The organism is Larkinella insperata (assembly GCF_026248825.1).
Classification (GTDB): Bacteria; Bacteroidota; Bacteroidia; order Cytophagales; family Spirosomataceae; genus Larkinella; species Larkinella insperata.
The window spans coordinates 4,601,262-4,625,838 of sequence record NZ_CP110973.1 but is presented as its reverse complement, the minus strand read 5'-3'; the positions used below and the strand labels follow the sequence as shown (position 1 = coordinate 4,625,838).

Sequence of the window (24,577 nt, the reverse complement as noted above, 5' to 3'; positions counted from 1 at the left end):
CAATAGATTTTAGCCAGGAGACAAAAGACAGATGGGTTGAAAAACCGTTTAGTCTTTTGTCTCTTGTTATTTCTCTTTATTCACCAGAAGTCATGTGGTATTTTACCGTCCGACAAAACGATCTAACCAACGAACAGTACCAGTTGCTGCAAAAAAAAGCAAAGTTAACCGAAGTAGAAATTTTTAACGAACCGTACGACAACCTGTGCCTGTTCGAAGTAGAACGGGATCACTACCGGCAGTTTGTCGATACGCTGGATCTGGAAGGGCTGAGTTACGAGGTGGTCAACGAACGGCCCACCCGGCAGCAATTGTTGGAGGGAATGCGGTAATCGGGAAAAGCCCGACTACCGCATGTTATGAAATACGTTCAGAACGTCTTCGTCTTCTTCGATGCGTTCCAGAAGCTTGTCTACGTCGGCCATTTCTTCTTCGCTCAGTTCCTTTGTATCGTTCGGAATGCGTTCGAATTCGGCCTGTTTGATTTCGAAGCCTTTTTCTTCGAGGTGTTTCTGAATGGCCCCAAACGCCGTAAACTCACCGTAAATTACGATTTGTTCAACTTCTTCATCGAGCGAGATTTCGTCGGCGCCGTAGTCGATCATTTCCAGTTCAAACTCATCCAGATCAATCTCGCCGGCCGCAATCCGGAAAACCGACTTGCGGTCGAACATAAAGTCGAGCATTCCGGACGTACCCAGCGCACCACCGCATTTGGTGAAATAGCTCCGCAGGTTGGCAACGGTCCGGTTGATGTTGTCCGTTGCGGTTTCCACCACAATGGCGATACCGTGCGGGCCGTATCCTTCGTAGGTGATCTCTTTGAAATCTTCCTGCTCTTTGGAGGTGGCCCGTTTGATGGCCCGCTCCACGTTTTCTTTCGGCATGTTAGCCGCGCGGGCGTTCTGAATTATCGCCCGCAGCCGCCCGTTGGTGTGGGGGTCCGAGCCTCCGCTTTTAACGGCCAGAGCAATGTCTTTTCCAATCTTGGTGAAGGTTTTGGCCATCATCCCCCACCGCTTGAATTTTCTAGCTTTCCGGTACTCGAATGCGCGTCCCATCGTATGAGTGATGAGTGAAGAGTTAAGAGTGATGAGTTAGCGTATTTAATTAACTCATCACTCTTAACTCTTCACTCTTAATTATTTTTAACGGTTATTTCTTCTTCAAAATCAATTTCTACCTGATTGCGCATCAGGTCTTCAAACGTTTCGCGCCGACGGATCAAATACGGTTTCCCTTCGTAAACCAGCACTTCGGCGGGCCGGAACCGCGAATTGTAGTTTGAACTCATGCTAAACCCGTAGGCACCGGCATTTTTCAGCGCCAGGACATCACCCACGCGCACCTGATTCAGCGGACGATCCCAGCCGAGCGTATCGGTTTCGCAAATGTACCCAACGATGCTGTACGTTTGTTTCTCACCGGCCGGATTCGAAACGTTGATGATTTCGTGGTAGGCGTCGTACATCATCGGCCTGATCAGGTGGTTGAGCCCCGAATCGACCCCCACAAACGTCCGCGTGGGGTTTTCTTTCACCACATTGACGTTGACGAGTAGCACTCCGCTTTCGCTGACCAGAAACTTACCGGGTTCAAACCATAACTCCAGTTCCCGTCCGTAGTGCTGGCAGAATTTCTGAAAAGCCGTGGTCACTTTTTTACCCAGATCCACAATATCCGTGCTGTGGTCGCCTTCGCGGTACGCCACTTTAAACCCGCTGCCAAAATCCAGGAATTGCAGATCCGGATAATCACTGGCGAGTTCGAAAAGTACTTCGGCGCCCTTCAGGAAGGCATCGGCGTTTTTAAAATCCGAACCGGTGTGAATATGCAGCCCGATTACGGGAATTGAATACTGCTCCACAATCGCCCGGATCTGGTTCCGCTGCTCAATCGAAATGCCGAACTTGGAATCAACGTGGCCGGTCTGGATCTTGATGTTACCCCCTTCGGCAATGTGCGGGTTGATGCGAATGCCGACCGGCTTGCGGTTTCCGTAGTGTTGACCGATCCATTCCAGCAACGGCAGACTGTCGACGTTCAGCCGGACTCCGAGCGCCAGAGCCTCTTCGATTTCGGCAAACGCCACCCCGCTGGGCGTATACATAATCTGGTCGGGATCAAAGCCCGCCAGCAGAGCCAGCCGGATTTCGTTGATCGAAACCACCTCCACATCGATTCCCCGGCTGCGCATCAATTTCAAAATTGACACGTTCGTCAGGGCCTTGGCAGCATATTTTATCTTGAGCTGAACCCCGCTGAAAGCTGATTGCAGGGTGGCTATTTTTTCAATTATTTTGTCGGCGTCGTAAACGTACAGTGGCAGGCCAAATTCTTCGGCCATTTCCAGAACATCAACGCCCTGAATTTGATAACGGTTTTGATAAAGCTGCATAAGCAGTAAAGTAAGCCAGATTATAAGGCGCAAATATAAGCGTTTTTATGCCATTTCCGGCAACGAACTTCCCCGATGCGCTGAAACAATTTGCCAGTTACAGAGTTTGATTTGTACTTAACGTAGACCACACGACTATGAAAAAGATAGCCCTTTTATCCGCAGCCCTGATCTGGTTTTCCGTCCAGACCCAGGCCCAGACCCCATCGCCCAACGCCCACGCGCCGGAACAACCCTCGGAAACCTTCCCGCAGGGCGACCCGACCGCCCGCACGGATTCGATGAAGAGTAAACTGGTCAAAGGCACGCAATCGAGCCGGAACGCCCGCCGTACGCAGGACGCGGTCACGCAGGACCAGAAAACAACCGTTCGGAAAAAAACGACCAAAACCGTAAAAACCAAGAAGTCAGCTACCTCTTCGGACAACTGAGCTTCGAATAAAACGACGAATGAAAAAAGCTGCTTTCCCCGTGGTTGAGCAGCTTTTTTTCCATTTTAAGTAGTAAATTCTTACCAGTACGTTTGCCCGCATCATTTTATTTGTATTTTTGACTTCGCCCCTTCGCGGCTTTTGATTACTGAATTACTCCAAAACCTTGAAGCGTTCAAACCTCCCATTTACGGAAGATGTACTGGTCAAAAAGCTCCAGGAGCGAGAGCAACAGGCGTTTCACCTGTTGTACGACCAGTATTCACCGGCGTTATATGGCGTAATTCTGAAAGTAGTTCGTGACGAAGAAACCGCCCGCGACGTTTTACAGGACTCTTTTGTTAAAATCTGGCGCAATATTCCCTCCTACGATTCACAAAAGGGACGTTTGTTTACCTGGCTGCTCAACATTGCTCGTAACACAGCCATTGACGCCCTTCGGACCCGGCACTCAGGTCAATCAATCCAAAGTGACATCGATATCGTAGATATTGTAGATCAGCATCAACAGACCTATCAGCCCTCTGTAGAAACGCTCGATTTACCCGATAAAGTAAATCAGTTGAACCCCGATCGTCGGCAGGTAATTGATTTGGTCTACTTCTCTGGTTACACCCACGAAGAAGTAGCCGAGAAACTCAATTTGCCTCTCGGAACGGTCAAAACACGAGTCAGGTCTGCTTTACAGGAATTGAAGAAGTTATTCGGTACATGAACACGAAGGAATACATCGAATCCGGTATACTGGAGGAGTACGTGCTTGGCACCGTCAACCCGCAGGAAAAGCGGGAAGTCGAGTGTCTTTCGAGCATTTACCCCGAAATCCGGCAGGAGTTAGACAATTTGTCGGCTGCCCTGGAACAGTACGCCCTTAGCCTGCGTCATGAACCACCCGCCGATATCAAAGCTAAACTCCTGAGCGAACTGGAGTTTGGTCAACCGCAAACCGAGTCGCCCGAAGCCCCAGCGCAACCCATATTGACCGAAACACCCGCTGAAACCGTCGTTCGTCCGTTGTATCCGGACGAGGATGTCAATTCAAGGCCCACCTACCGCATTACCTGGATGGTGGCTGCGTCGATTGGCTTGCTCGTTCTGGTCTTTACGTATTACCTGTATTCCCAGCTACAAACCAGTCAACAGTCGCTCAGCGCGTTACGGGCGACGAACGAAACGCTTTCGGAAGAATTACGGACCACGCAGGCGCGTCAGATTCAGTCCGAACAAACGCTGGCGGTGCTAAAAGAACCCGGTACGCGGATTATTCGTTTAAACCCAACCGACAGCACCACCGCGAACCTGGCAACGGTCTATTGGAACACACACACCGGTCAGGTCAACCTGGATATTGACTCACTGGTACGGCCGCCCGAGACCCAGCAATACCAGCTTTGGGCCATTGTCGACGGTAAACCGGTCGATGCCGGTGTTTTCGACATCGGTGAAGGAGCCTCAATCTTGCAGCAGACCAAACGGTTTCTGAAAGCCGACGCCTTTGCCATCACGCTCGAACGGCGGGGCGGCAGCCCTACCCCTACCTTGTCCGCCATGGTCGTGGTCGGAAACGTCAGTTCATAATTGGGCTAATTCACGCCAGCACAACGGCCCTGACCCTGCAGTCAGGGCCGTTGTGCTTCGCAAACTATCTGTCCCAAAAAGTTGTTTAACTAGTATGATACACAGACTTTTTCTTGGGGCTTTAGGTGGGCTGTTGCTCATCGGCTCGGTCGCTTCTGTTTCGCCGGTCAACCTGAACGACGATACCCCACCCCGCAAACTGGTCAGGACCGAAGCGGAGTGGAAAAAGATACTGACTCCCCAGCAATTCTACGTACTTCGCCAGCAGGGTACCGAGCGGCCGTTTACCAGTCCACTGGTTGAAAATCATCAAAAGGGAATTTTCAAGTGCGCCGGTTGTAAAAATCCGCTGTTCAGTTCCGATACCAAGTTTGAGTCGGGAACGGGCTGGCCGAGTTTTTACAAACCGCTGTCGAAAACCAGCGTCGTGGAGAAAACCGACCGCAGCCACCTGATGATTCGCACCGAGGTGGAATGTGCGGTGTGCGGTGGGCACCTGGGACACGTTTTCGACGACGGCCCCAAGCCAACCGGCTTACGGTATTGCATGAATGGCGTAGCTATGGAATTTGAAAAGAAATAAGCGTTTCTTAAATCATTGGTTATCAGCCCGCCTGTTGAGCGGGCTGTCTTTTTTCATATTAAATCGTCCAAATTTCCGTTATATTTGCCGGGCAGGACGGGTTTTCCAATCCGTCTTTTTTGCATTCGGAATTATATTTGCTTTTTTATGGAGAAGGACCCAGTCGCGCAGCTTCGGTCGTATACTAGCCACCTGAACCGTCCTTCCATTTCTAACCGTCAAATCACCAGGCATGAGTAAATTCTGGGGGCTGCTTCGTACCCTTTGGCAAGGCATCACCGGCTTTTTCGGTCAACTGCGCAGTGGAATTAAGCGACTGATTCGCCGAATGTTGTCGGGCATCTTTGGAGCAGAACGAGTCAGTTCGGCAGGCAATCGATACCGTGAAGTTCGGCAGCGTTACCGTGATTGGCTGCACGCCCGCTTCGATACCCGCTCACTACCCTTTAAAATCTTTTACCATACTACCAAAACGCTGATTATTGGTTTCGTCCTGGCTCTGCTGTATATATTAACCATAGAAACCAATTTCCTGTACCTCACCGGCGAAATGCCCAGCGTCGAGGAGCTAAAAAATCCCAAGGTTTCCCAATCATCTGAAATCTATTCGTACGACAAGGTGCTGCTCGGGCGGTTTTTTACCGAGAACCGCACACCAATCAAGTACGAAGATTTGCCCAAGCCGTTGATTGACGCCCTGCTGGCAACCGAAGACATCCGGTTTTACGAACACTCGGGGATCGATACGCGCAGCCTGGGTCGGGCGGCCTACGGTGTGCTGACGGGCAACAGCGCCGGTGGAGGAAGTACCATTACGCAGCAGTTGGCCAAAAACCTTTTCAAAACCCGCCGTCGGCAGTCGCGCGGGGTGCTTTACAACGTTCCGCTGCTGCGAACCTTCATTCTGAAAACCAAGGAATGGGTGATGGCCGTCAAACTGGAACGCAACTTTTCGAAGGACCAGATCCTGACCATGTACTTCAATACCGTCGATTTTGGCAGCAACGCCTACGGTATTAAAACCGCGGCCCGCACCTACTTCAGCAAATCGCCGGAAGACCTGAATGTTCAGGAGGCTGCCGTTCTGGTGGGTTTGCAAAAGGCCACCACGACCTACAATCCGTTGATCAAGCGGAATTTCGAGAAGTCACTGAACCGCCGGAACGTGGTGATCTCGCAAATGGAGAAATACGGTTATCTGACCAAATCCCAATCCGACTCGATCAAAAAACTACCGTTGAAAACCCGGTACAGTCCCGACAACCCGTTTGCGGGTCCGGCCAACTATTTTAAAAACGCAGTGGTGGAGGTGGTCAAAAAATGGGGCGAGGAAAACGGGTATGACCTGTATACGGACGGTCTGAAAATTTATACAACCGTTGATTCGCGCATGCAGGCCCTGGCCGAACAGGCCGTTGCCGAAAAGATGAAGCAATTGCAGCGCATTTTCGACACGCACTGGACCGGCCGCAACCCCTGGACGGACGAAACCGGCAAAGAGATCCCTGATTTTCTGGATAAAGTAGCCCAGCGTACGGAGCGGTACAAGGCATTGCAGCTAAAGTACCCGAACCAGCCCGACTCGGTCAGTTATTACATGAAGGTCAAAAAAGACAGCATGACGATTTTCTCCTGGAACGGACCGCAGAAAGTCTACATGACACCGATGGATTCCATTGCTTACTACAAACGCTTTTTGCAGGCCGGTTTGGTGGCGATGGACCCGCATACGGGCTTCATCCGGACCTGGGTGGGCGGTCTGAACTACGATTTTTTCAAGTACGATCACGTCAAGCAGGGCAAACGGCAGCCGGGTTCGACCTTCAAACCGTTTGTGTACGCGACGGTTATCGACGACTCGACCATCAACCTGAGCCCCTGCGACCGTCGGCGCGACGAACCGTTCCGGAAAGAGTATATCAACGAGAAAGGTGAACCGGATTTCTGGGCTCCTAAAAACTCCGCTGGCTCGTTTTCGTATTCCAACATGACCCTTCGCCGGGCTATGGCGCGGTCCATCAACTCAGTGACAGCCCAGCTCACCAACGACGTGGCAACACCCGAGCGCGTGGTGGACTATGCCCACCGCATCGGCATCCAGAGCCCGCTGGCGGCTGTTCCGTCCATCGGGCTGGGGTCGTCGGATGTTTCGCTCTACGAAATGGTTGCGGCCTACTGTACCTTCGCCAACAAGGGTGTGTACACAGAACCGCTGATTGTGACACGAATTGAAGACCGCGATGGAAAGCTGATTGAAGAGTTTGAGCCGCAGAAAAAACAGGCGATACGCGAAGAATCCGCCTTTTTGATGATCCACATGCTGAAAGGCGGTCTGGAAGAACCCGGCGGCACGTCGCAGAATCTGTGGTCGTTTGATTTGTTTAAAAACCGCAATCAGGTAGGCGGTAAGACCGGTACGACCTCCAACAACTCCGACGGCTGGTTCATGGGTGTCACCCGCGACCTGGTAGTCGGTGCCTGGGTGGGGGGCGATGACCGCAGCATTCACTTCCGGACAACCGACATGGGCGAAGGGGCCAAAACGGCCCTTCCGCTGGTCGGCCGGTTTTTGGAGAAAGTGTACCAAGACAAGTCGCTGAAACTCTACCAGGGGCCGTTTGACAAACCGACGGTCAAGATAACAAAAGACTACCTGAACTGCCCCGGTGGCTACGACGAGAGTGAAGAAGAATCCGATTCGACGGATATCGGTATTCCGGAAGACTCCCTGTTCATTGCCCCTACTCCTCCGCAGCCCATCGAGCAGGACGATTCGACCCAGCGTTCTCAACAGTTCTAATAGCAAAAAGGTCAGCCCGGGGGCTGACCTTTTTGCTTGTTGCTTTCCAAAACAACACCGACCTTCCGGTGGTTATACTGGCGTACTATCAACGCAGACCATGACACCATCACAAAATCCGAACCTGCATCCGTTGAAGGACAATGCTCCTTTGCAGGATATTCCGTCCGGGATGGACAACGATCCGAATGCGGATGAGGAAATCATTGATCAGACCGGACCGGCTCATAGCGCAGAAGAAACTGAGCTGGAACCGAACGCAAACGCAACCGGGCGCATCCCGTCCGAACTGGACAGCGATCCGTCCAACGATACGAATCTAAACGCAAAAATCGCCTACGCCCTCGGCGGAGCCGAACCCACAAAATAGCGCAAGAACTAAGAGTGAAGAGCAATGAATTAACAATGCGCTAACAAACTCATAACTCTTCACTCTTCATTCTTATTTCTAAACCATTTCTTTGTACTGCATCCGGTAGAGGTTGGCGTAGGTACCTTCCTTCTGAATCAGTTCTTCGTGCGTTCCCTGCTCAACGATCCGGCCTTTGTCGACCACAATGATTTTGTGCGCTTCCCGGATGGTTGAAAGGCGGTGGGCAATCACCACGGCCGTGCGGCCTTTCATGAGCTTCCCAATTGCGTTCTGAATCAGCCCCTCGGTTTCGGTATCGACGGACGAAGTGGCCTCGTCGAGCACCATGATGCGCGGGTTGTGCACCATCGCCCGGACAAAAGAGATCAACTGACGCTGCCCGACCGACAGCGTTGAACCGCGTTCCATGACGTTGTACTCGTAGCCACCCGGCAACCGCTCGATGAAATCGTGAACACCAACCAGCTTCGCGGCTTCGACAATCTGCTCCCGGCGAATGGCCTTGTTGCCCAGCGTAATGTTGTTTTCAATCGTGTCCGAGAACAAAAAGACATCCTGCAACACAACGCCGATGCTTCGGCGCAGTGCTTCCAGTTTGTAATCGTGCACCTCCACCCCATCGATGCGAATTTCGCCCTGGTTAATGTCGTAAAACCGGCTCAGCAGATTGATAATGGAAGATTTACCGGCCCCGGTGGCTCCTACGAACGCAACGGTCTCCCCTTCCTTGACCGAGAAATTAATGTCTTTCAGAACGTAGTTATCATCGTTGTAGGCAAACCACACATTTTTGAATTCCACATTACCGCGCAACGTGGCCGGTTCGTAGGTACCGGTATTGGGTGTATAATCGTCACTGTCGAGCAGTTTCAGGATTCGGTCGGTGCTGACAATTCCCATCTGCAACGTATTGAACCGGTCGGCCAGCATCCGGATGGGGCGGAAAAACAGGTTGATGAACATGATGAAAGCCGTCACCGTCCCGTAGGTAATCTCCTGATTTAAAATTTCCTTGGCACCGTACCAGACCACCAGCCCCGTGGCCGCGGCCGCCAGAATATCCGCTACCGGGTAATAAACTGAATAATACCAGATTGACCGGATGTTGGCTTTACGGTGTTCGTTATTGATCTGCCTGAACTTTTCTCCCTCAATCTTTTCGCTGCCAAAAATCTGCACGATGTTCATGCCGGTGATGTGTTCCTGCACAAACGAGTTGAGGTTGGCAACGGCGGTCCGGACCTCATTGAACGAAACTTTGATTTTTTCCTTAAAGATGTAGGTACTCAGCAGCATGAGCGGAATCATCGACAGGCTGATGGCCGAAAGACGCCAGTCGGTATAGAACATCACGGCGATGATCAGCACCAGTTGCAGAATGTCGCCCACAATAGCCGCCATCCCTTCGCTGAATACGTCAGCCAGCGTTTCCACGTCCGAAATAGTCCGGGTCACCAGCCGGCCGATGGGCGTGTTGTCAAAAAACTTCAGCCGCAGATGCAGTACTTTTTCGTAAAGCTGCACCCGAATATCGCGGATGACATTCTGGCCCAGCCACCCGGAAAGATACGTATTGAAAAATTGAATGATCCCCTGCAGAACCAGCACGGCAATCATCAGAATGAGCATGTTGGTCAAACCCGCATAATCACCGGAGGCAATCTTGGAGTCAATCGTATAGCGAATCAGCAGCGGGCCAATGGGGGCCAGAATGGCGCTAACCACAATGATCAGGATCAAACCGTAAAATTGTAGTTGATACGGCTTTACGAAGGCAAACAACCGTCGGAGGGTAATCCAGTCAAAGATCTGACCACTTTTCGTTTCAGTATCCACAGAGGCAAGTAAGTTGGAAGGTTTTTTGGTGTAACAGAAATATTCAATTAAGAGTTTAGAGTGAAGAGTTATGAGTTAAATAACCGTGCGCTCGATTCTTTAAACTCTTAATTCTTAACTTTTAATTCTTAACTCACAAATGGAGTGGATCATTAGTCTCTGTCTCGGAATTGCGTTAAGTGCCTGTTGTGGTTTCCGGATCTTTGTTCCGATGCTGGTGGCGAGTCTGGCCGTCAAACTGGGCTGGATTTCCGTCACACCCGGCTTCGAGTGGATGGGCACCTGGCCCGCGCTGCTCGTCCTGGCTTCGGCCACCACCCTCGAAATCGGGGCCTATTACATCCCCTGGCTGGATAACGCGCTGGATACCGTGGCTACGCCCATCGCCTTTGTGGCCGGAACGATCCTGACCACCTCGTTTGTCGAAGTCGACCTGCCCGTTCTGAAATGGGGGCTCGGCATCATTGCGGGCGGTGGCACGGCCGGATTGATTCAGACCGGCACCAGCCTCTTGCGAGTCGGCTCCACGGCCACCACCGGCGGGTTGGGAAATCCGGTGGTGTCCAGTGCCGAAAATATAGCCTCCTTCGGCTTTTCGTTTCTGGCGATTCTGTTTCCGCTTCTGGCGGCTTTTCTGGTCCTGATGATTGGACTCTTTCTGATCCGGCTCATGGTTACCCGAAAACGCCAGCCCCGGCAAAGTGTTTGACGGGCTCTTGTCAGTTCCAGGCGTTTCGTAAAAACCGGAGCCAGTTTTTGTAGAGAATATTCTCAATATCTTCCGAAGCGTATCCCCGCTTAGCCAGCAAACCCGTCAGTTTCTGCAGGTCGGCAATGGTGTCCAAGTCCGTCGGCGACTGTTCGGTTCCGTACGTGCCGTCCAGATCGCTGCCGATGGCAATGTGGTGGCTGCTGCCGGTGAGCTGGCAGATGTGGTCGTAATGGTCAATGATGGTTTCGATGGTAATGCCGAAATCAGCGGGGTTGCTGGTCCGCTGCGTGAAACCGGGTTTCATCATCCAGGCATCGAAACAACCGCCAATGACGGCACCGCGCTCAGCTAGTTGCCGAATCTGATCGTCGGATAACTGGCGCTGGTGCGTGGCCAGCGTCCGGCAGTTGTGATGGCTCGCCCAAACCGGCCCTTTGTACAGGTCCAGGGCTTCCGAGAATCCTTCGTCCGTCAGGTGGGTTACGTCCAGAATAATGCCCAGGCGGTCCATTTCCAGCACCAGTTCCCGACCCAGGGGCGTCAGGGGGCCGCTCAAACCCGTTCCCGGAGCGTACCGGCCCGTGCTGTAATGCGCCGGTCCCAGCGCCCGCAAACCGTACGCGTAAGCCCTTTCCAGGTACGACAAATCAACCAGTGAATCGGCCCCTTCCAGGCTCAGGATGTAGCCAACCGGTTTCTGCTCGTTCGGAACGGTTTCATCGAGCCAGAGCGCAACGTGCTGCTCCAGACCGGCCCGGTCCCGAATCTGGACCATTTCGCCCGCGTCCTGCATGGCTTCGTACCAGGCCCGTTGCGCCTGCGTCATGGCCCAGGCCTGATGGGGCGAGTTCCAGCCTGCGCCGGGCAAATTACCGTTCGTCTGATTGAACCGGGCGATCTGCGTGGCGACAACCAGTCCAATCTGGCCGCGTCGCAGGTCCGGCAGGGAAACCGTGCCGCGGGCGCGGTCGATTTTGTCGGTCATTCCTGCTTCCTGCTGCCGGATCTCGTGGGCCGACAGTCGGTAATCCCGGTTCCATTCAATGGCATTCAACGAAATATCCAGGTGGGCATCAATCAAAAACATAGTGTCAATTTGCGGTACTTATTTTCAGGTTGTATTCGTATTCAAACTCGTAACGGTTCCCAGACCGTTATTTCTCCCGGCTCCACACCTCGCTGACCTTTCCGCCCGTGGAGCTTTGCCCCCGGTGGTGCCAGTCGTCCCCTTTCAGTTCGGCGTCGAACGTCAGCGAGCGTCCGACCCGGCTGTTATCGCGGGAAAAGAACTCGATCGTTTCGGTGTATTTGCCATCTTTGTAGGTGTACGTCCCCCCGCCCGTTCCGGAAAACTGCTTGGTTTCGGGGTTAATGGCCGCCCACTGAAACCGGCTGCTGCTCAGCAGCTTAATGGTTTTGCGGGCGCCCCGCTGCATCGCACTCATCTGGCCATTGTCGCCCAGGCGGGCGGTAATGCGCCACAGACCGGCCAACGGCGTCTGGGCAGACGGCTGGTCAACTCGTTCGTAGGTATCCGTACCGTCCGCACTGGACACAACCATCTGGTTGTTTTTAAACGAATCGATCGTCAGGGTCTGGGTGCTTCCCACCCGCGTACTGTCTTCCGTATCAAATTCAAACTTGATCTTCAACTGCTTTCCGTCCGTTTGGTAGGAGCCGCCCTGGGTGCCCAAAAACCGTCCGTTTTCGTAAAAAGCACCCATCATATACCCGTCGGAAAGAACAAAAACAACCGTAGCGTTTCCGCTTTCGACCTGGCGCCAGGCACCGGCCAACGAAGGAGCGGGCTGCCGGGAGGCCGTCGCGATGCCAACCGTCAGCACAACCGAAAAGAGGGCTTTTAATTTCATGGTTAAGGGGTAGGTCTAGTTTGTGCTTAAACTTTCGCCAAATCTACGGGTAATGTCCGAATTCGCTTACCCGTTGCGGAGAAAATTGCGTTGCACAGGGCCGGAGCCACGGGCGGCAAACCCGGCTCGCCAACGCCCCCCGGTTCTTCTTCGTTTTCGACAAGGTGAATATCCACCTCCGGCATTTCGTCCATGCGCATGACCCGGTAATTGTGAAAATTGGTTTGCTCCGCCTGACCGTTCGCAAACGTAATTCCGTCTTTGAGGGCCGCCGTCAGCCCGTAGACGATATTGCCTTCCGTCTGCGCCCGCACGTTGTCCGGATTCACGTACATCCCGCAGTCCAGCACCGAAACCACCTTTTTCACCTTCAGGCCGTTCGCTCCTTTTTCCACAAAAACCGCGTGGGCGCACTGGCTGCCGAACGAGCGGGCAATGGCAATACCCTTCCCCTGCCCCGCCGGCAACGGTTTGTCCCAGCCCGATTTTTCCCGCAGCAGGTTAAGCACGTGAATAAACCGTTGGGCCACCGGTTCGTCACCGGCTTTTTCCAGCAGGCCGAGCCGGAACGCCAGCGGATCTTTTCCGGCCGCGTGGGCCAGTTCGTCCACAAAGCATTCGTGGCCGAAACTGTTGTTGGAGGCATAAACCGACCGCCACCACAAAACCGGAATCTCGGTTTTGACGATGATGTTGCTGATCACCGCGTTTGGAAATGCGTACGGACTTTCTTCCTTTCCAATGCTCTCTTTGGCCCAATCATCGGCTTTCCCGTCCATCGGCGCGCTGAAAACCTGCCGCTGAATGGATTCTCCAATGAGTTTGTGTTCGAAGGCCACAACGTTGCCCTGCGCATCGACGGCTCCGCGCATGGCGCTCAGCATACCAGGCCGGAAAGGCCCCTGCGTTACGTCGTCCTCGCGCGTCCAGATCAGTTTCACCGGCGCTTTCGCCAGTCTGGAAAGATGTACGGCTTCCAGCACAAAATCCAGGTAAGCCTTCCGGCCGAACGCGCCCCCCAAAAATGGCACATGGACTTTCACCTGTTCGGGCTTGATTTTGAGGTAGCCGGCCACTTCCTGAATGGCCCCGTCCGGCCCCTGAACCGGTGCCCAGATTTCGCAGGAACCGTCGTCTTTGACGTGAGCAATGGCCACTTCGGGCTCCATCGGCGCGTGGGCCAGGAACGGCGTCTGGTAAAGCCCTTCCAGCTTTTTCGGGGCCGTCTCGTAGGCCGCCTTGAAGTCACCGTTGGTGCTGTACAGTATTCCTTCCTGCTTGCTTTGCTGCCGCAGTTCGTTGAAATACCGTTCCGTGGTCATCTGATCGAAGCCCGCTTTATCCCAGGTTACCTCAAGCGCCCGCCGTCCCTGCAAAGCCGCCCAGTAGTTGGTGGCCAGCACGGCAACGGCTTCCGAGGTCCGGTGCGGCATGGGCCGTTCGGTTCTAAGCACCGACTTGACGCCCGGTATCTTCCTGGCTTTTGAATCGTCGATGGCAGTTGCTTTTCCGTACAGAACCGGGCAGTGTTCGATGCTCGCGTACAACATGCCGGGCACTTCCAGGTCCATGCCGAACACGGCTTTCCCCGTCACTTTCGAGGGAATATCCGAACGCCGTAACGGCTTGCCAATCAATTTGAAATCCTTCTTTGTCTTAAGAATTGGTTTTTCTGGAACGGGCAGTTTGGCAGCCTCATCGACCAGCTCGCCGTACGTAAAGCTCTTGCCCGATGGTTTGTGTTTGATAGCCCCATTTTCAGCGTAACATTCGCTGACGGGAACATTCCAGCGGGTTGCCGCAGCCGAGGTAAACATCTGGCGGGTTGCAGCCCCGGCCTCGCGGAGCCGTTTCCAGCCGGTCCGGACGGTGCTGCTCCCGCCCGACAACTGGCTGCCGTATTTGCGCAAACCGTCCGACTGTTTGACGGAAATCTGGTCGAGCGACACCTCCAGTTCTTCGGCAATCAGGGTCGGCACGGCCTGCCAGGAACCCTGTCCCATGTCGGGGCGGTGGTTGATGAGCGTTATGCCGCCCGCGTTATCGATGACGATAAAGGGAACCAGTTCAAACGATAAAACCGCATTCGCAGCGGTATTGGGGTTAACGATCCCGGAAATCGAGCCGTTGGCCCGGGTGGTGAACCCCAGCAAAAAGCCGGTTCCGGTCAGTCCAGCGGCTTTGAGAAAGGAACGGCGGTTTAAAGAAGAAGGAGTCATCTGAATGATAAATGATGGGTGATGAGCGATGAAGCCGAAATGAAAAACCGGATGGGTTGGCTGTAAGAGATACCTGCCCGTTCATCCCTGGTTTTTCTTATTCTTTCCCGCTCGAAGCGGTTTCCTTGTTGAGTTGAGCGGCCGCGTGAATGGCTTTCCGGATGCGGGCGTACGTGCCACACCGGCAGATGTTTCCGCTCATGGCGGAGTCAATATCGGCATCGGTTGGGGTGGGTTTTTCTTTCAACAGGGCGACGGCCGCCATGATCTGCCCGGACTGGCAATAACCGCACTGCGGAACCTGTTCGTCGATCCAGGCCTGCTGAACGGGATGCGGTTTGGCTTCGGTGCCAATGCCCTCGATGGTGGTGATTTTTTTACCGGCCACGGCCGATACCGGCATGGAGCAGGACCGGATGGGCGTACCGTTCAGGTGGACGGTGCAGGCTCCGCACTGGGCAATGCCGCACCCGAACTTGGTTCCCTTCAAACCAGCCAGATCACGGATGGCCCAGAGCAGCGGCATCTGCGGATCGGCATCGACGGTCTGTTTCTTTCCGTTGATTAACAAATGAACTAAAGCCATAGGTAGCGTGAGTTTGTGTGCCTGAATTTCATCAAAACCGTCAGCTTAGACAAGCAATCCGGGCCTTTGCCTAGTATTTTTCGACAAACAACATTATTTTCCTCATAAATTACCTGAAAATGTCAACATTGCCTTATCTTCGCTGTTACCAACGTTACAAACTAAAAACTCCTCAACATGAAAACCCGGGAAGTGGCGGTTTCGATCGATCGGGCTGAAAGCCGCTTTGAACTAGAGATTGAAGGGAAGCTCTCGTTTATCAGTTACATACCCAAAGATGACCGTACTCTGATTTTCATCCACACGGAAGTACATCCGAATCTGGAATCAAAAGGTGTTGGTGCGCAACTGGTTAAAGGTGCATTTGATTACATTGATAACTACAATTTAAAAGTCATTCCGGCCTGCTCGTTTGTGGCCACTTACATCCGGCGGCACCCCGAGTACAACCGTCTGGTGAGTCCGGCTTATTTGTAAAGGACATACGGTTTTCAGTTTGTCAGCCGCTACCAGACCTCCAAGCTGAAAACCGTATACGCATACCGTTACCTCCCTGCTTTTATCAGTTTTACGGCCCTTCGGGTGTTGTTCTCATAGCGAATCTGAAGCCAGTACGACCCCGCTGGCAATTGGCTCCCAAACCGAACTTGCTGTCCTTTTCCCAATTCTCCTAATGGCTGCGGTTCCCGGCCCGATGCGTCCGTGACGCTGAGTTGCCGAATGTGGTCGTCGGCGGTAAACACAAAACTCTCCTGCGAAGGGTTCGGATACACCACACCCGGCGATACCGTCGTTTCGGGTTCAACGGAGGTAAGGCGGGCATTCGGGCAGACCGTTACCGGCTTGCAAATCTGCTTGTACCAGGGCGCGACCGAATAGTTAACGCCCACGCAAACCTGCCCCCCGGTGAACCATTGACCGAAATTGATGGATACCTTCCCCGCCGAAACCGGCGTCAGCGATTGCGTCGAACCGGTAACCCACCAGGAGAAACTGGTCGCATTGGCCCGTTGATCGGTCGTTAATTCATACGTTTTCACCTCACTGACAGCTACACAATCCGGCCCGATCAGATCGGTTCCCGGGCTGGTCGGCGGTGGGGTAACCGCTTTGACGGTCATCGTCACCGAACCCGATTGCGCGGTTGCATTGCGGTTGTCGGTTGCCCGGGCCGAAAGCGTGTAGGTTCCGGCCGCCAGGTCATTCCAGGTAAACTGATACGGGGGCGTTAGGTCCTCTCCCAGTTTGGTCGTGCCGTTGTAAAATTCGACTTTCGCGATGGTCCCGTCGGCATCCGTGGCGTTGGCCTGGAGCGTAACCGTTGCCGGAGCCGCAAACGTGGCGCTGTTGGCGGGCGTTGTCAGGCTAATGGTTGGGGCCTGGTTGGCTGCGGGCGGGGGCGTTCCGTTGCAGACCGTAACGGTCGTACAAATCTGCCGGTACCAGGGCGCGACCGAATAATTAACGCCCACACAAACCTGCCCACCGGTGAACGATGGACCAAAGCTGATGGTGGCTTTCCCGGACTGGACGGGCGTGATGCTCCGCGTAGACCCCGTACACCACCACGAGAAATTTGTGGCATTCGCCAGCAGATTGGCGTTGACTTCAAACGTTTTGACCTCGTTGACCGCAACGCAGGCCGGTCCGTTTAGCGCTCCGCCGGGGTTCGGTCCCGGATCGGTCGGGGGCGGGCTGGTGACTGCCGTCATCCGGACGACCGGGGAGGTTAGCGGGCCGCCCGTTGCCAGGATGGCCTTGGCAGTCAGCGAGTAAACGCCGGCCGTGATGCTGCTGATCGTCCACGAATACGGAGCCGTAGCGTCTTCCCCCAGTTTGGTGGTGCCGTTGTAGAATTCAACTTTGGTGGCCGTCGCGTTGGTCACCGTCGCCGTAACGACCGGACTGCTGCCGACGGTGACGGTGGCGTTGTTGGTTGGACTGGTGATGGCAACCGAGGGCGTCGGTGGGCCAAACTGATCCGCCGGGTTTAGCAAACGGCTTTTCACCCAGGTACCCGACTCGCTCGTGTTGTTCCAGTTGCTGCCAGCGCAGGCTCCCGGATTCAGGGCGGCCGAGGTTTCGGCTTTGTCGGCAAAACTCCAGTTGCACCAGCTTACTTTAATGCCTGAGGCATTGTTGCCCGCAAAAAAGTCGATCCAGGCCTGGGCGCTGTTGTAATCGTTTCCGCCGTTCCCGCTGTAGTTACTGGTCCCCCACTCCGACGCGAAAATTGGAATGTTCGCCAGGGCATTTTCCATATTAGCCCGGTAGTTTGGCAAATAGTGCGAACCGGCGTAAAAGTGGAAGGTGTACATGACGTTGGTGGCGTTGGCGCCCGTCAGCGGATTGCCGACCACCTCCCAGGGCGATCCGCTCCAGGACGGCGTTCCGACCAGAATAATGGCATTTTGATCGTACTGCCGGATGACCGGAATCACCTTCTCGGCATAGCTTTTGATCTGCGCCCAGCTAACGCCATTCGGCTCGTTGCAGATTTCGTAAATCACGTGCTTTTTTCCGGCATGGCGCTGGGCCATCAGCCGGAAGAACTCCATGGCTTCATTGGTATAAATGTTGGGATCGCCGGGATTCAGGATGTGCCAGTCGATGATGCAGTACATGCCGTTCTGCTCCGACCAATCCACCAGCTGATTGACCTTGTTCTGCAATCCGACCTTGTCGTTCAGGTATCCTCCTTCACTGATGTACATGGCCGCCCGGAAGACATCGGCTCCCCAGCCGGTAGCCAGCGTCTGAAGGGCTGAAGGGGTGTAGCAGGAACCAAACCAGTGCAGACCGTGCGAACTCATGCCCCGCAGTTGAATGGGGCTCCCCGCTTCGTTCGTAAGCTGCCGGTTAACCACCCGCAGACGACCATTGGCGGCCAGTGGTGTTAGTGATTGCGCAAACAAGTCTATACAGAACAAAAGAGCAACTAAGCCGCTCAATAAGGTAGAAAAGCGTTTTTTCATTGTTCAGTTGAGTTTAGATCAAAAAATAAGCACATAGGTTTACATAAAAATACAAATCTGATCCGTACCCCTACTTACTTTCCAGAAAATCAGCAAAAAAGCCTAGCGAGCGGTCGTTGAATCTGGCACTTTCTTCGGGGTGGTTTCATCGCGCAGTTGCCGGGTGGTTTTTCGCGAACCGTCGGGACTCCAGCCGGGCGGGCCAAACAAGTAGCGAATGGCGTGGTGGATGGACCGGGAACGAAGCACATCCCGGCTGATGTCGGCCCATTCGTGGAAAGCGATTCGCACCGGGTTGTGGGTGTCAATATTTTTTGTCAGGCCGTAGGTAGGATGTTCTTCTTCTGGCTGAAAGGTACCAAACAGCCGGTCCCAGATGATGAGCACGCCCCCGTGGTTTTTATCCAGGTATTTCAGGTCCGAACCGTGATGAACCCGGTGGTGCGACGGGGTATTCAGAAAAAATTCCAGGAAGGCCGGAAGCGTCCGGATGTATTCGGTATGTATCCAGAACTGGTACAGTAAACTGATGGATTGCATGGTCAGCACGGCGGCCGGATGAAAACCGAGCAGGGGCATCCAGACCCAGAAGAGGAAAGCTCCGCTGAGCGTTCCCGTCCAGGTCTGGCGCAGCGCCGTTCCCAAGTTGTATTTCTGCGACGAATGATGCACCACGTGCGACGCCCAGAAATACCGGCTGGTGTGACTGATGCGGTGAAACCAGTAGTAGGAGAAATCATCCGCCAGAAACAGCAGCACCCACGCCCACCCCTGCGTCAGGTCGACGGTAAAAATCCGGTAGTTATAGACTACCGAGTACGCCCCAAAAACCAGCACTTTCCCGAATAAGCCGATGATCACGTTGCCAATTCCCATCGACAGACTGCCCAGCGTATCTTTTTTCTCGTAGTAATCCTTCTGGTGAATGGCGGTAACAATGACCTCTGCCAACAACAGAACAATGAAGAATGGGATGGCGTAATGAATGAGTTGATCCATGTACGGGGCAAGGTATTAGTTAAAGATACGTCTTTCTGCCAACGGCATCAATCCCAATGCCAGAATATCTGGAGATTAACCCAACTTTCACCTCCCAGTCGTACCGTATTCTCCTTTTTCCGGTCACTCAGCCCACTTTCTGGCGCGAAAAGTAACTTTTCAACTTTTCCCCGTCTCAAGGAAAAGATTCAATATTTTATACTTCGTATCCACCAACCATGAAAAAAGTAGCCATGAGTCTGCTGGTGATGGCCTTGAGCTTTACCGGCGCGTATGCCCAACGGAACACGGTATTGGTTTACGGTAGCCTGGGTGCCACTTCGCACAAACAGGTAAACGGCACCAAAACCAACACTTTCAGTTTTTCGCCCGCCGTGGGGTATCAATTCGACGACAACTGGACGGCCGGTTTGACCCTCACCACCGAAAGCACAAACGTCCAGACCTCGCTCGGCAAAGCTAAAACGTCGGCCTTCGCCGTCGGTCCCTTTATCCGGTATGCCGTTCCACTTTCGGATATTTTCGCCCTCTACGGCCAGTTTAACGCCGATGTGCTGTCCGGTAAGGTCGGAGATGTAAATACAAACGGGTTTCGGGGCACTTTCTTCCCCGCAATTGGTGTTAATATGAAAAATGGTTTTGCGCTGAACTTCGGTTTCGGCGGTTTAAGCTTTGCATCCCAGAAAGCGAAAGGAGACTCTGAAAGTACGACGGATTTCAACCTTAACTTCGGTACGGGCGCGTCGTTCGGAATTTCCAAAAACTTTTAAAAAAGATAATAGTGAGAGTAGAGTAGTATTTGTTGTTACTGTTTTGGAAAGCCGTCTTTTTTTTAGAGGACGGCTTTTTTGTTTTCTTTGTTATTGATTACAGAACATCTTAAGAACGATTTACGTTGATGAATCGAATTACGTTATTTCGCAGAGTTAAGCAGAGTAAGAGGGAGTTTAGCGGAGATTCTGCTTTCTTCTGCCCTTCTCCGTTAAGCTCCGCAGCTTAGTTCCTCTCGATTTACCATACGACCTATGCATATTCAAACCAGACCATTACAGAAATCCGATTATCCCGATTTGAAAGAAGCCATGCTGGAAGTTTACAGCGCAATCGGCGGGGATTACTGGGGCAAGAACTTGATTGATAAACTGCTGAAAATCTTCCCGGAAGGTCAGTTCTGCGTGGAGGTAGACGGCAAGGTGGTGGCCTGCGCGCTGGCCATCCGGGTTAAATACAGCGATTTTGGCGACAATCATACCTACGAAGAAATAACCGGTAGCTATACCTTCGATACGCATAATCCGAAGGGCAACTGGCTGTACGGCATTGAGCTTTTCGTGCACCCCGAGTACCGGGATTTGCGCCTGGGTCGCCGGTTGTACGACGCCCGCAAGGAACTCTGCGAGTCGCTGAACCTGAAGGGCATCATGGCCGGTGGCCGGATTCCGAATTACAGCAAGTACGCCGGTGAGTTATCACCCCGCGAATACATCGGCAAGGTGAAGCAGAAGGAAATTTATGACCCGACGCTGACCTTCCAGCTTTCCAACGATTTTCACGTCAAGAAAGTCCTGCGCGGTTACCTGCCCGGCGACAGCGAATCGCTGGAATACGCGACGCTGCTGGAGTGGAACAACATTTACTACGTCGACGAAAAGAAAAAGAAACCGCACACCGACGCCATCATCCGGCTCGGGGTCGTGCAGTGGCAGATGCGGCTTTTTCCAAACATGCAGGCCCTGCTCGAACAGGTCGAGTTTTTTGCCGATGCCGTCAGCGATTACAAAGCGGATTTTCTGGTCCTTCCAGAATTCTTCAACACGCCCCTGATGGCGGAATACAACGACCTGCCCGGTCCGGTCGCCATCCGGAAACTGGCCGACGTGACGCAGGAGGTTCGTCAGCGGTTGTCGGAACTGGCGATTTCCTATAACGTCAACATCGTGGGGGGCAGTATGCCACTCATCGATGACGGCAAGCTGTACAACGTAGCCTACCTCTGCCGGCGCGACGGTTCGTACGAGGAATACCGGAAAATTCACATTACGCCTAACGAAGTCCGGCATTATGGGATGGTGGGCGGCAACGAAATCCGGGCGTTCGACACCGACTGCGGCAAGATTGGTTTGCTGATCTGCTACGACGTTGAATTCCCCGAACTAAGCCGGATTCTGGCCGATCAGGGCATGCAGATTCTGTTTGTGCCGTTCCTGACCGATACGCAAAACGGCTATACCCGCGTGCGGAATTGCGCCATGGCCCGCGCCATCGAAAACGAGTGTTACGTGGCCATCTCGGGCTGCGTCGGCAACTTGCCCCGCGTAGCCAACATGGACATCCATTACGCCCAGTCGGCGGTGTTTACGCCCTCTGACTTCCAGTTTCCCAACAACGCCATCAAAGCCGAGTCGACGCCCAACACCGAGATGGTACTGCTGACCGACGTGGATTTGTCGCTGCTGACGGAATTACACGAACAGGGTTCGGTTCAGATTCTGAAAGACCGCCGGACCGACCTGTACGACGTGACCGTAAAACGTTCGGCGCGGACCAAACCGGAGAAGAAAAAAGAGCTTTCGAACGAAGAAGAACAGAAAACACTGCCGCCGGTCATTGTGGTCGAATAACGGTTTCCACTGATAAAATAAAAGCCGCCGTTTTTCAAAACGGCGGCTTTTCTGTGGAATCTTTTTTAAACGTTACCGGCTTATTTCACGGCCTGATACACCTCAATCGGTCGGTCGGTTGACATGATGTCGGCGCCGTTTTCGGCAAACTTTTTATAGACCTGGTCCCCTTTGGCCGCGGCCTGTTTATCGAGGTTGCCGAGCGTGCCGAGGATGCACGAGATGCCTTTTTCGTGCAGAAATTTATACAGCTCGGGACTCGGTTCTTTAACGCCGACAAAAGCGACCATGTTTCGGTCCGGGATGCCGAGATCGTGCAGACGCTGGTAATCTTCCTGCTTCAGAATGGTCACCGACAGCATCAGGTTGGGGTCCAGCCGGTAGACTTCGGCGGCCTGGGTGGCGTTGTAGGTAATCACCACCGAGTAATCGGCCGCGCCCGTCCGCCGAACCATCTCCACCACTTTGGCAAACGGCACGTTTTTCTTCACGTCCAAGGTGTACACAACCTTGTCTTTCCCCCACCGCAGGACCTGCTCCAGCGTCGGCACCTTAAACGTAGTGACGTTGCCGAAGTTATCTTCCAGCCGGTATTGACGGATTTCTTCGTACGTTTTTTCGATGAGCTTGCCGGTTCCGGTGGTGGTGCGGTCCAACGTCTGGTCGTGCATCATCACCAGCACACTGTCGCGGGTTAGGTCGATGTCGCACTCGATGATGACGGGCAGTCTTTTCGCCAGGTACTCAAACGATTCGATGCAGTTTTCGGGGTAGCCCTTGATGTCGCCCCCGCCCCGGTGCGCGCTGACCATCGGGGTGCGGCCGGGCGTGTAAGTGAGGAACGTCGACAAACCGCCCGCCGGAACGCGGTAGGTATTGATGACGGTTTTGGGTGCACAACCGGCCAGCAGGCCAACGGTAAGGGCAACGAGTAAAAAACGTTTCATGTTGAGAAGTGAGTTACAAAGGGAAGCCGTGCCAGCTTTCCGAAACTGACACGGCTTTATTTTGCTATAAATGCGAAATTTCTGGATTCCCTAAACGTCGATTTTACCGACCATTTCTTCCGGTTTCACCCACTGGTCAAACTCTTCTTCGGTGAGGTAGCCCAGCTTAACGGCGGTGGCTTTCAGCGTGCTGCCTTCGCGGTGGGCGGTCTGGGCAATTTCGGCGGCTTTGTAATACCCGATTTTGGTATTCAGCGCCGTCACCAGCATCAGCGAGTTGTTGACGTGCTTCGTGATGTTTTCCTCAATCGGGCGGATGCCTTCGGCGCATTTCTCGTTAAACGACTGACACACATCGCCGATCAGCCGGGCCGAGTGCAGGAAGTTGTAGATCATTACCGGTTTAAACACGTTCAGTTCGAAGTGGCCCAGGGCCCCGCCGAAGTTGATGGCGACGTCGTTGCCCATCACCTGCGCGGCCACCATCGTCATGGCTTCCGACTGCGTCGGGTTCACTTTGCCCGGCATGATCGACGAACCGGGTTCGTTGTCGGGAATAAACAGCTCACCAATCCCCGCGCGCGGGCCCGATGACAGCATCCGGATGTCGTTGCCGATTTTCATCAGGCTAGCCGCTACGGTTTTCAGCGCGCCGTGGGCTTCCACAATTGCGTCGTGGGCAGCCAGGGCTTCAAACTTGTTTTCGGCGGTAACGAATGGCAACCCCGTCAGGTCAGCAATGTGTTTGGCGACATTTTCGGAATAGTTCGGGGGCGTGTTGATACCCGTGCCGACGGCGGTTCCACCCAGGGCTAGTTCGCTCAGGTGCGCCAGTGTGTTGTTGATGGCTCGTAAACCGTGGTCCAACTGCGAGACGTAGCCCGAGAACTCCTGCCCAACCGTCAACGGCGTGGCATCCATAAAGTGTGTCCGGCCAATTTTCACCACGTCTTTGAATTCCTTGGCCTTTGCATCCAGCGTATCCCGCAGTTTCTGTATACCCGGCATGGTTACTTCAACGAGAATCTTGTAAGCCGCAATGTGCATGGCCGTCGGAAACGTATCGTTCGACGACTGTGACTTGTTGACGTCATCGTTCGGGTGCAGGGCCTTCTTCTCGTCGGTCAGCTGGCCGCCCTGCAACACGTGCCCGCGGTAGGCCACCACCTCGTTGACGTTCATGTTCGACTGCGTGCCGGAGCCGGTTTGCCATACCACCAGCGGAAACTGATCGTCCAGCTTGCCGTCCAGAATTTCGTCGCACACCCGCCCGATCAGGTCGCTTTTCTCCTGGGGCAACACGCCCGCGTCGAGGTTGGTCAGGGCCGCGGCTTTTTTCAGGTACGCGAACGCCCGGATGATCTCGCGGGGCATTTTATTAATGTCTTGAGCAATCTTGAAGTTTTCAATCGAACGCTGGGTTTGTGCGCCCCAATACACATTGGCCGGTACCTGTACCTGCCCCATTGTGTCTTTTTCAATACGGTATTCCATCTGAAGACTGTAACGTTAGATTTTTGACAAAGTGGCCGGCGGGTTCAACCGGCGCTTCCGGCGGCAAAGGTAGGATACAGGGCCGTATGGTGGATAACAAAATGATATATTTGTCACACCGTTACAAAATGATGGTCTCATTTCTTAAAAACCG

Annotated in this window: 22 protein-coding genes; 11 read left to right on the top strand and 11 right to left on the bottom strand. The window is 53.6% G+C overall.

What is annotated here, in order from left to right; genetic code table 11:
* Nucleotides 1–92: 92 nt before the first annotated feature.
* Entirely contained in the window at nt 93–332 is a 240-nt protein-coding gene (locus tag OQ371_RS18780) for a hypothetical protein (RefSeq protein ID WP_265989775.1), read from the top strand.
* Nucleotides 333–347: 15 nt separating this feature from the next.
* Here OQ371_RS18780 and OQ371_RS18775 read toward each other — a convergent pair whose 3' ends face one another.
* Nucleotides 348–1,061 carry a YebC/PmpR family DNA-binding transcriptional regulator gene (locus tag OQ371_RS18775; protein WP_265989774.1) on the bottom strand — a complete coding sequence of 238 codons (714 nt, stop codon included), beginning with the start codon at nt 1,059–1,061 and terminating at the stop codon, nt 348–350.
* A 77-nt stretch (nt 1,062–1,138) separates the two neighbouring features.
* Nucleotides 1,139–2,398 carry a diaminopimelate decarboxylase gene (gene lysA / locus OQ371_RS18770; RefSeq protein WP_265989773.1) on the bottom strand — a complete coding sequence of 420 codons (1,260 nt, stop codon included), beginning with the start codon at nt 2,396–2,398 and terminating at the stop codon, nt 1,139–1,141.
* 137 nt (nt 2,399–2,535) lie between these two features.
* On the opposite strand from lysA, the gene OQ371_RS18765 reads away from it, so the two are divergent.
* From OQ371_RS18765 to OQ371_RS18740, 6 genes are all read left to right on the top strand, one after another.
* The gene (locus tag OQ371_RS18765; protein WP_265989771.1) at nt 2,536–2,829 is read left to right on the top strand and encodes a hypothetical protein; all 294 of its coding nucleotides are present in this window, start codon (nt 2,536–2,538) and stop codon (nt 2,827–2,829) included.
* A 166-nt stretch (nt 2,830–2,995) separates the two neighbouring features.
* Nucleotides 2,996–3,544, top strand: a complete 549-nt coding sequence (locus OQ371_RS18760; RefSeq protein WP_265989770.1) for an RNA polymerase sigma factor — start codon at nt 2,996–2,998, stop codon at nt 3,542–3,544.
* Nucleotides 3,541–4,407 (top strand): anti-sigma factor, encoded by an 867-nt coding sequence (locus tag OQ371_RS18755; protein ID WP_265989769.1) that lies wholly within the window; start codon nt 3,541–3,543, stop codon nt 4,405–4,407. Before OQ371_RS18760 ends, OQ371_RS18755 begins: the two co-directional genes overlap by 4 nt.
* Nucleotides 4,408–4,501: 94 nt before the next feature.
* A complete protein-coding gene (gene msrB / locus OQ371_RS18750; protein WP_265989768.1) occupies nt 4,502–4,990 on the top strand; it encodes a peptide-methionine (R)-S-oxide reductase MsrB in 489 nt (162 codons plus the stop codon).
* 232 nt (nt 4,991–5,222) lie between these two features.
* Complete coding sequence (locus OQ371_RS18745; protein WP_265989767.1) at nt 5,223–7,790, top strand: penicillin-binding protein 1A; 2,568 nt, start codon at nt 5,223–5,225, stop codon at nt 7,788–7,790.
* Between the two features lie 100 nt (nt 7,791–7,890).
* Complete coding sequence (locus OQ371_RS18740; protein WP_265989766.1) at nt 7,891–8,160, top strand: hypothetical protein; 270 nt, start codon at nt 7,891–7,893, stop codon at nt 8,158–8,160.
* A 78-nt stretch (nt 8,161–8,238) separates the two neighbouring features.
* Here OQ371_RS18740 and OQ371_RS18735 read toward each other — a convergent pair whose 3' ends face one another.
* On the bottom strand, nt 8,239–9,999 hold the full coding sequence (locus OQ371_RS18735; RefSeq protein ID WP_265989765.1) for an ABC transporter ATP-binding protein: 1,761 nt from the start codon (nt 9,997–9,999) through the stop codon (nt 8,239–8,241).
* Nucleotides 10,000–10,138: 139 nt separating this feature from the next.
* Between OQ371_RS18735 and OQ371_RS18730 the strand changes: the two genes are divergently transcribed.
* A complete protein-coding gene (locus OQ371_RS18730) occupies nt 10,139–10,708 on the top strand; it encodes a DUF4126 domain-containing protein (RefSeq protein WP_265989764.1) in 570 nt (189 codons plus the stop codon).
* Between the two features lie 10 nt (nt 10,709–10,718).
* On the opposite strand, the gene OQ371_RS18725 is transcribed toward OQ371_RS18730, so the two are convergent.
* The 4 genes from OQ371_RS18725 to OQ371_RS18710 form a co-directional block, all read right to left on the bottom strand.
* Nucleotides 10,719–11,798, bottom strand: a complete 1,080-nt coding sequence (locus tag OQ371_RS18725; protein ID WP_265989763.1) for a dipeptidase — start codon at nt 11,796–11,798, stop codon at nt 10,719–10,721.
* A 67-nt stretch (nt 11,799–11,865) separates the two neighbouring features.
* Nucleotides 11,866–12,582 (bottom strand): membrane or secreted protein, encoded by a 717-nt coding sequence (locus OQ371_RS18720; protein WP_265989762.1) that lies wholly within the window; start codon nt 12,580–12,582, stop codon nt 11,866–11,868.
* A gap of 26 nt (nt 12,583–12,608) precedes the next feature.
* Entirely contained in the window at nt 12,609–14,801 is a 2,193-nt protein-coding gene (locus OQ371_RS18715; RefSeq protein ID WP_265989761.1) for a xanthine dehydrogenase family protein molybdopterin-binding subunit, read from the bottom strand.
* Nucleotides 14,802–14,898: 97 nt separating this feature from the next.
* Nucleotides 14,899–15,387 (bottom strand): (2Fe-2S)-binding protein, encoded by a 489-nt coding sequence (locus OQ371_RS18710; RefSeq protein WP_265989760.1) that lies wholly within the window; start codon nt 15,385–15,387, stop codon nt 14,899–14,901.
* Between the two features lie 177 nt (nt 15,388–15,564).
* On the opposite strand from OQ371_RS18710, the gene OQ371_RS18705 reads away from it, so the two are divergent.
* Nucleotides 15,565–15,864: a GNAT family N-acetyltransferase gene (locus OQ371_RS18705; protein ID WP_265989759.1), complete on the top strand. Its 300-nt coding sequence runs from the start codon at nt 15,565–15,567 to the stop codon at nt 15,862–15,864.
* Between the two features lie 68 nt (nt 15,865–15,932).
* Here OQ371_RS18705 and OQ371_RS18700 read toward each other — a convergent pair whose 3' ends face one another.
* Nucleotides 15,933–18,362, bottom strand: coding sequence for a cellulase family glycosylhydrolase (locus OQ371_RS18700; protein ID WP_265989757.1), 2,430 nt, complete (start codon nt 18,360–18,362; stop codon nt 15,933–15,935).
* 102 nt (nt 18,363–18,464) lie between these two features.
* Complete coding sequence (locus OQ371_RS18695; RefSeq protein WP_265989755.1) at nt 18,465–19,361, bottom strand: sterol desaturase family protein; 897 nt, start codon at nt 19,359–19,361, stop codon at nt 18,465–18,467.
* A gap of 218 nt (nt 19,362–19,579) precedes the next feature.
* Here OQ371_RS18695 and OQ371_RS18690 point away from each other — a divergent pair, with 218 nt between their 5' ends.
* Entirely contained in the window at nt 19,580–20,131 is a 552-nt protein-coding gene (locus tag OQ371_RS18690) for an outer membrane beta-barrel protein (RefSeq protein ID WP_265989754.1), read from the top strand.
* 255 nt (nt 20,132–20,386) lie between these two features.
* Nucleotides 20,387–21,982: a bifunctional GNAT family N-acetyltransferase/carbon-nitrogen hydrolase family protein gene (locus tag OQ371_RS18685; RefSeq protein WP_265989752.1), complete on the top strand. Its 1,596-nt coding sequence runs from the start codon at nt 20,387–20,389 to the stop codon at nt 21,980–21,982.
* An 80-nt stretch (nt 21,983–22,062) separates the two neighbouring features.
* Here the strand turns inward: OQ371_RS18685 and OQ371_RS18680 are convergent, their stop codons facing one another.
* Both OQ371_RS18680 and fumC read right to left on the bottom strand, forming a co-directional pair.
* Nucleotides 22,063–22,929 carry a glycerophosphodiester phosphodiesterase family protein gene (locus OQ371_RS18680; protein ID WP_265989751.1) on the bottom strand — a complete coding sequence of 289 codons (867 nt, stop codon included), beginning with the start codon at nt 22,927–22,929 and terminating at the stop codon, nt 22,063–22,065.
* A gap of 90 nt (nt 22,930–23,019) precedes the next feature.
* Entirely contained in the window at nt 23,020–24,423 is a 1,404-nt protein-coding gene (fumC, locus tag OQ371_RS18675; RefSeq protein WP_265989750.1) for a class II fumarate hydratase, read from the bottom strand.
* Nucleotides 24,424–24,577: the final 154 nt, after the last annotated feature.

Bases quoted from the DNA above. Each gene is read 5' to 3' on its own strand.
- OQ371_RS18730 (WP_265989764.1), top strand. From the start codon at position 10,139: ATGGAGTGGATCATTAGTCTCTGTCTCGGAATTGCGTTAAGTGCCTGT.
- OQ371_RS18690 (WP_265989754.1), top strand. From the start codon at position 19,580: ATGAAAAAAGTAGCCATGAGTCTGCTGGTGATGGCCTTGAGCTTTACC.
- OQ371_RS18775 (WP_265989774.1), bottom strand. From the start codon at position 1,061: ATGGGACGCGCATTCGAGTACCGGAAAGCTAGAAAATTCAAGCGGTGG.
- lysA (WP_265989773.1), bottom strand. From the start codon at position 2,398: ATGCAGCTTTATCAAAACCGTTATCAAATTCAGGGCGTTGATGTTCTG.
- OQ371_RS18695 (WP_265989755.1), bottom strand. From the start codon at position 19,361: ATGGATCAACTCATTCATTACGCCATCCCATTCTTCATTGTTCTGTTG.
- OQ371_RS18715 (WP_265989761.1), bottom strand. From the start codon at position 14,801: ATGACTCCTTCTTCTTTAAACCGCCGTTCCTTTCTCAAAGCCGCTGGA.
- OQ371_RS18685 (WP_265989752.1), top strand. From the start codon at position 20,387: ATGCATATTCAAACCAGACCATTACAGAAATCCGATTATCCCGATTTG.
- OQ371_RS18710 (WP_265989760.1), bottom strand. From the start codon at position 15,387: ATGGCTTTAGTTCATTTGTTAATCAACGGAAAGAAACAGACCGTCGAT.
- msrB (WP_265989768.1), top strand. From the start codon at position 4,502: ATGATACACAGACTTTTTCTTGGGGCTTTAGGTGGGCTGTTGCTCATC.
- OQ371_RS18720 (WP_265989762.1), bottom strand. From the start codon at position 12,582: ATGAAATTAAAAGCCCTCTTTTCGGTTGTGCTGACGGTTGGCATCGCG.
- OQ371_RS18765 (WP_265989771.1), top strand. From the start codon at position 2,536: ATGAAAAAGATAGCCCTTTTATCCGCAGCCCTGATCTGGTTTTCCGTC.
- fumC (WP_265989750.1), bottom strand. From the start codon at position 24,423: ATGGAATACCGTATTGAAAAAGACACAATGGGGCAGGTACAGGTACCG.
- OQ371_RS18740 (WP_265989766.1), top strand. From the start codon at position 7,891: ATGACACCATCACAAAATCCGAACCTGCATCCGTTGAAGGACAATGCT.
- OQ371_RS18780 (WP_265989775.1), top strand. From the start codon at position 93: ATGTGGTATTTTACCGTCCGACAAAACGATCTAACCAACGAACAGTAC.
- OQ371_RS18680 (WP_265989751.1), bottom strand. From the start codon at position 22,929: ATGAAACGTTTTTTACTCGTTGCCCTTACCGTTGGCCTGCTGGCCGGT.
- OQ371_RS18700 (WP_265989757.1), bottom strand. From the start codon at position 18,362: ATGAAAAAACGCTTTTCTACCTTATTGAGCGGCTTAGTTGCTCTTTTG.
- OQ371_RS18705 (WP_265989759.1), top strand. From the start codon at position 15,565: ATGAAAACCCGGGAAGTGGCGGTTTCGATCGATCGGGCTGAAAGCCGC.
- OQ371_RS18725 (WP_265989763.1), bottom strand. From the start codon at position 11,798: ATGTTTTTGATTGATGCCCACCTGGATATTTCGTTGAATGCCATTGAA.
- OQ371_RS18755 (WP_265989769.1), top strand. From the start codon at position 3,541: ATGAACACGAAGGAATACATCGAATCCGGTATACTGGAGGAGTACGTG.
- OQ371_RS18745 (WP_265989767.1), top strand. From the start codon at position 5,223: ATGAGTAAATTCTGGGGGCTGCTTCGTACCCTTTGGCAAGGCATCACC.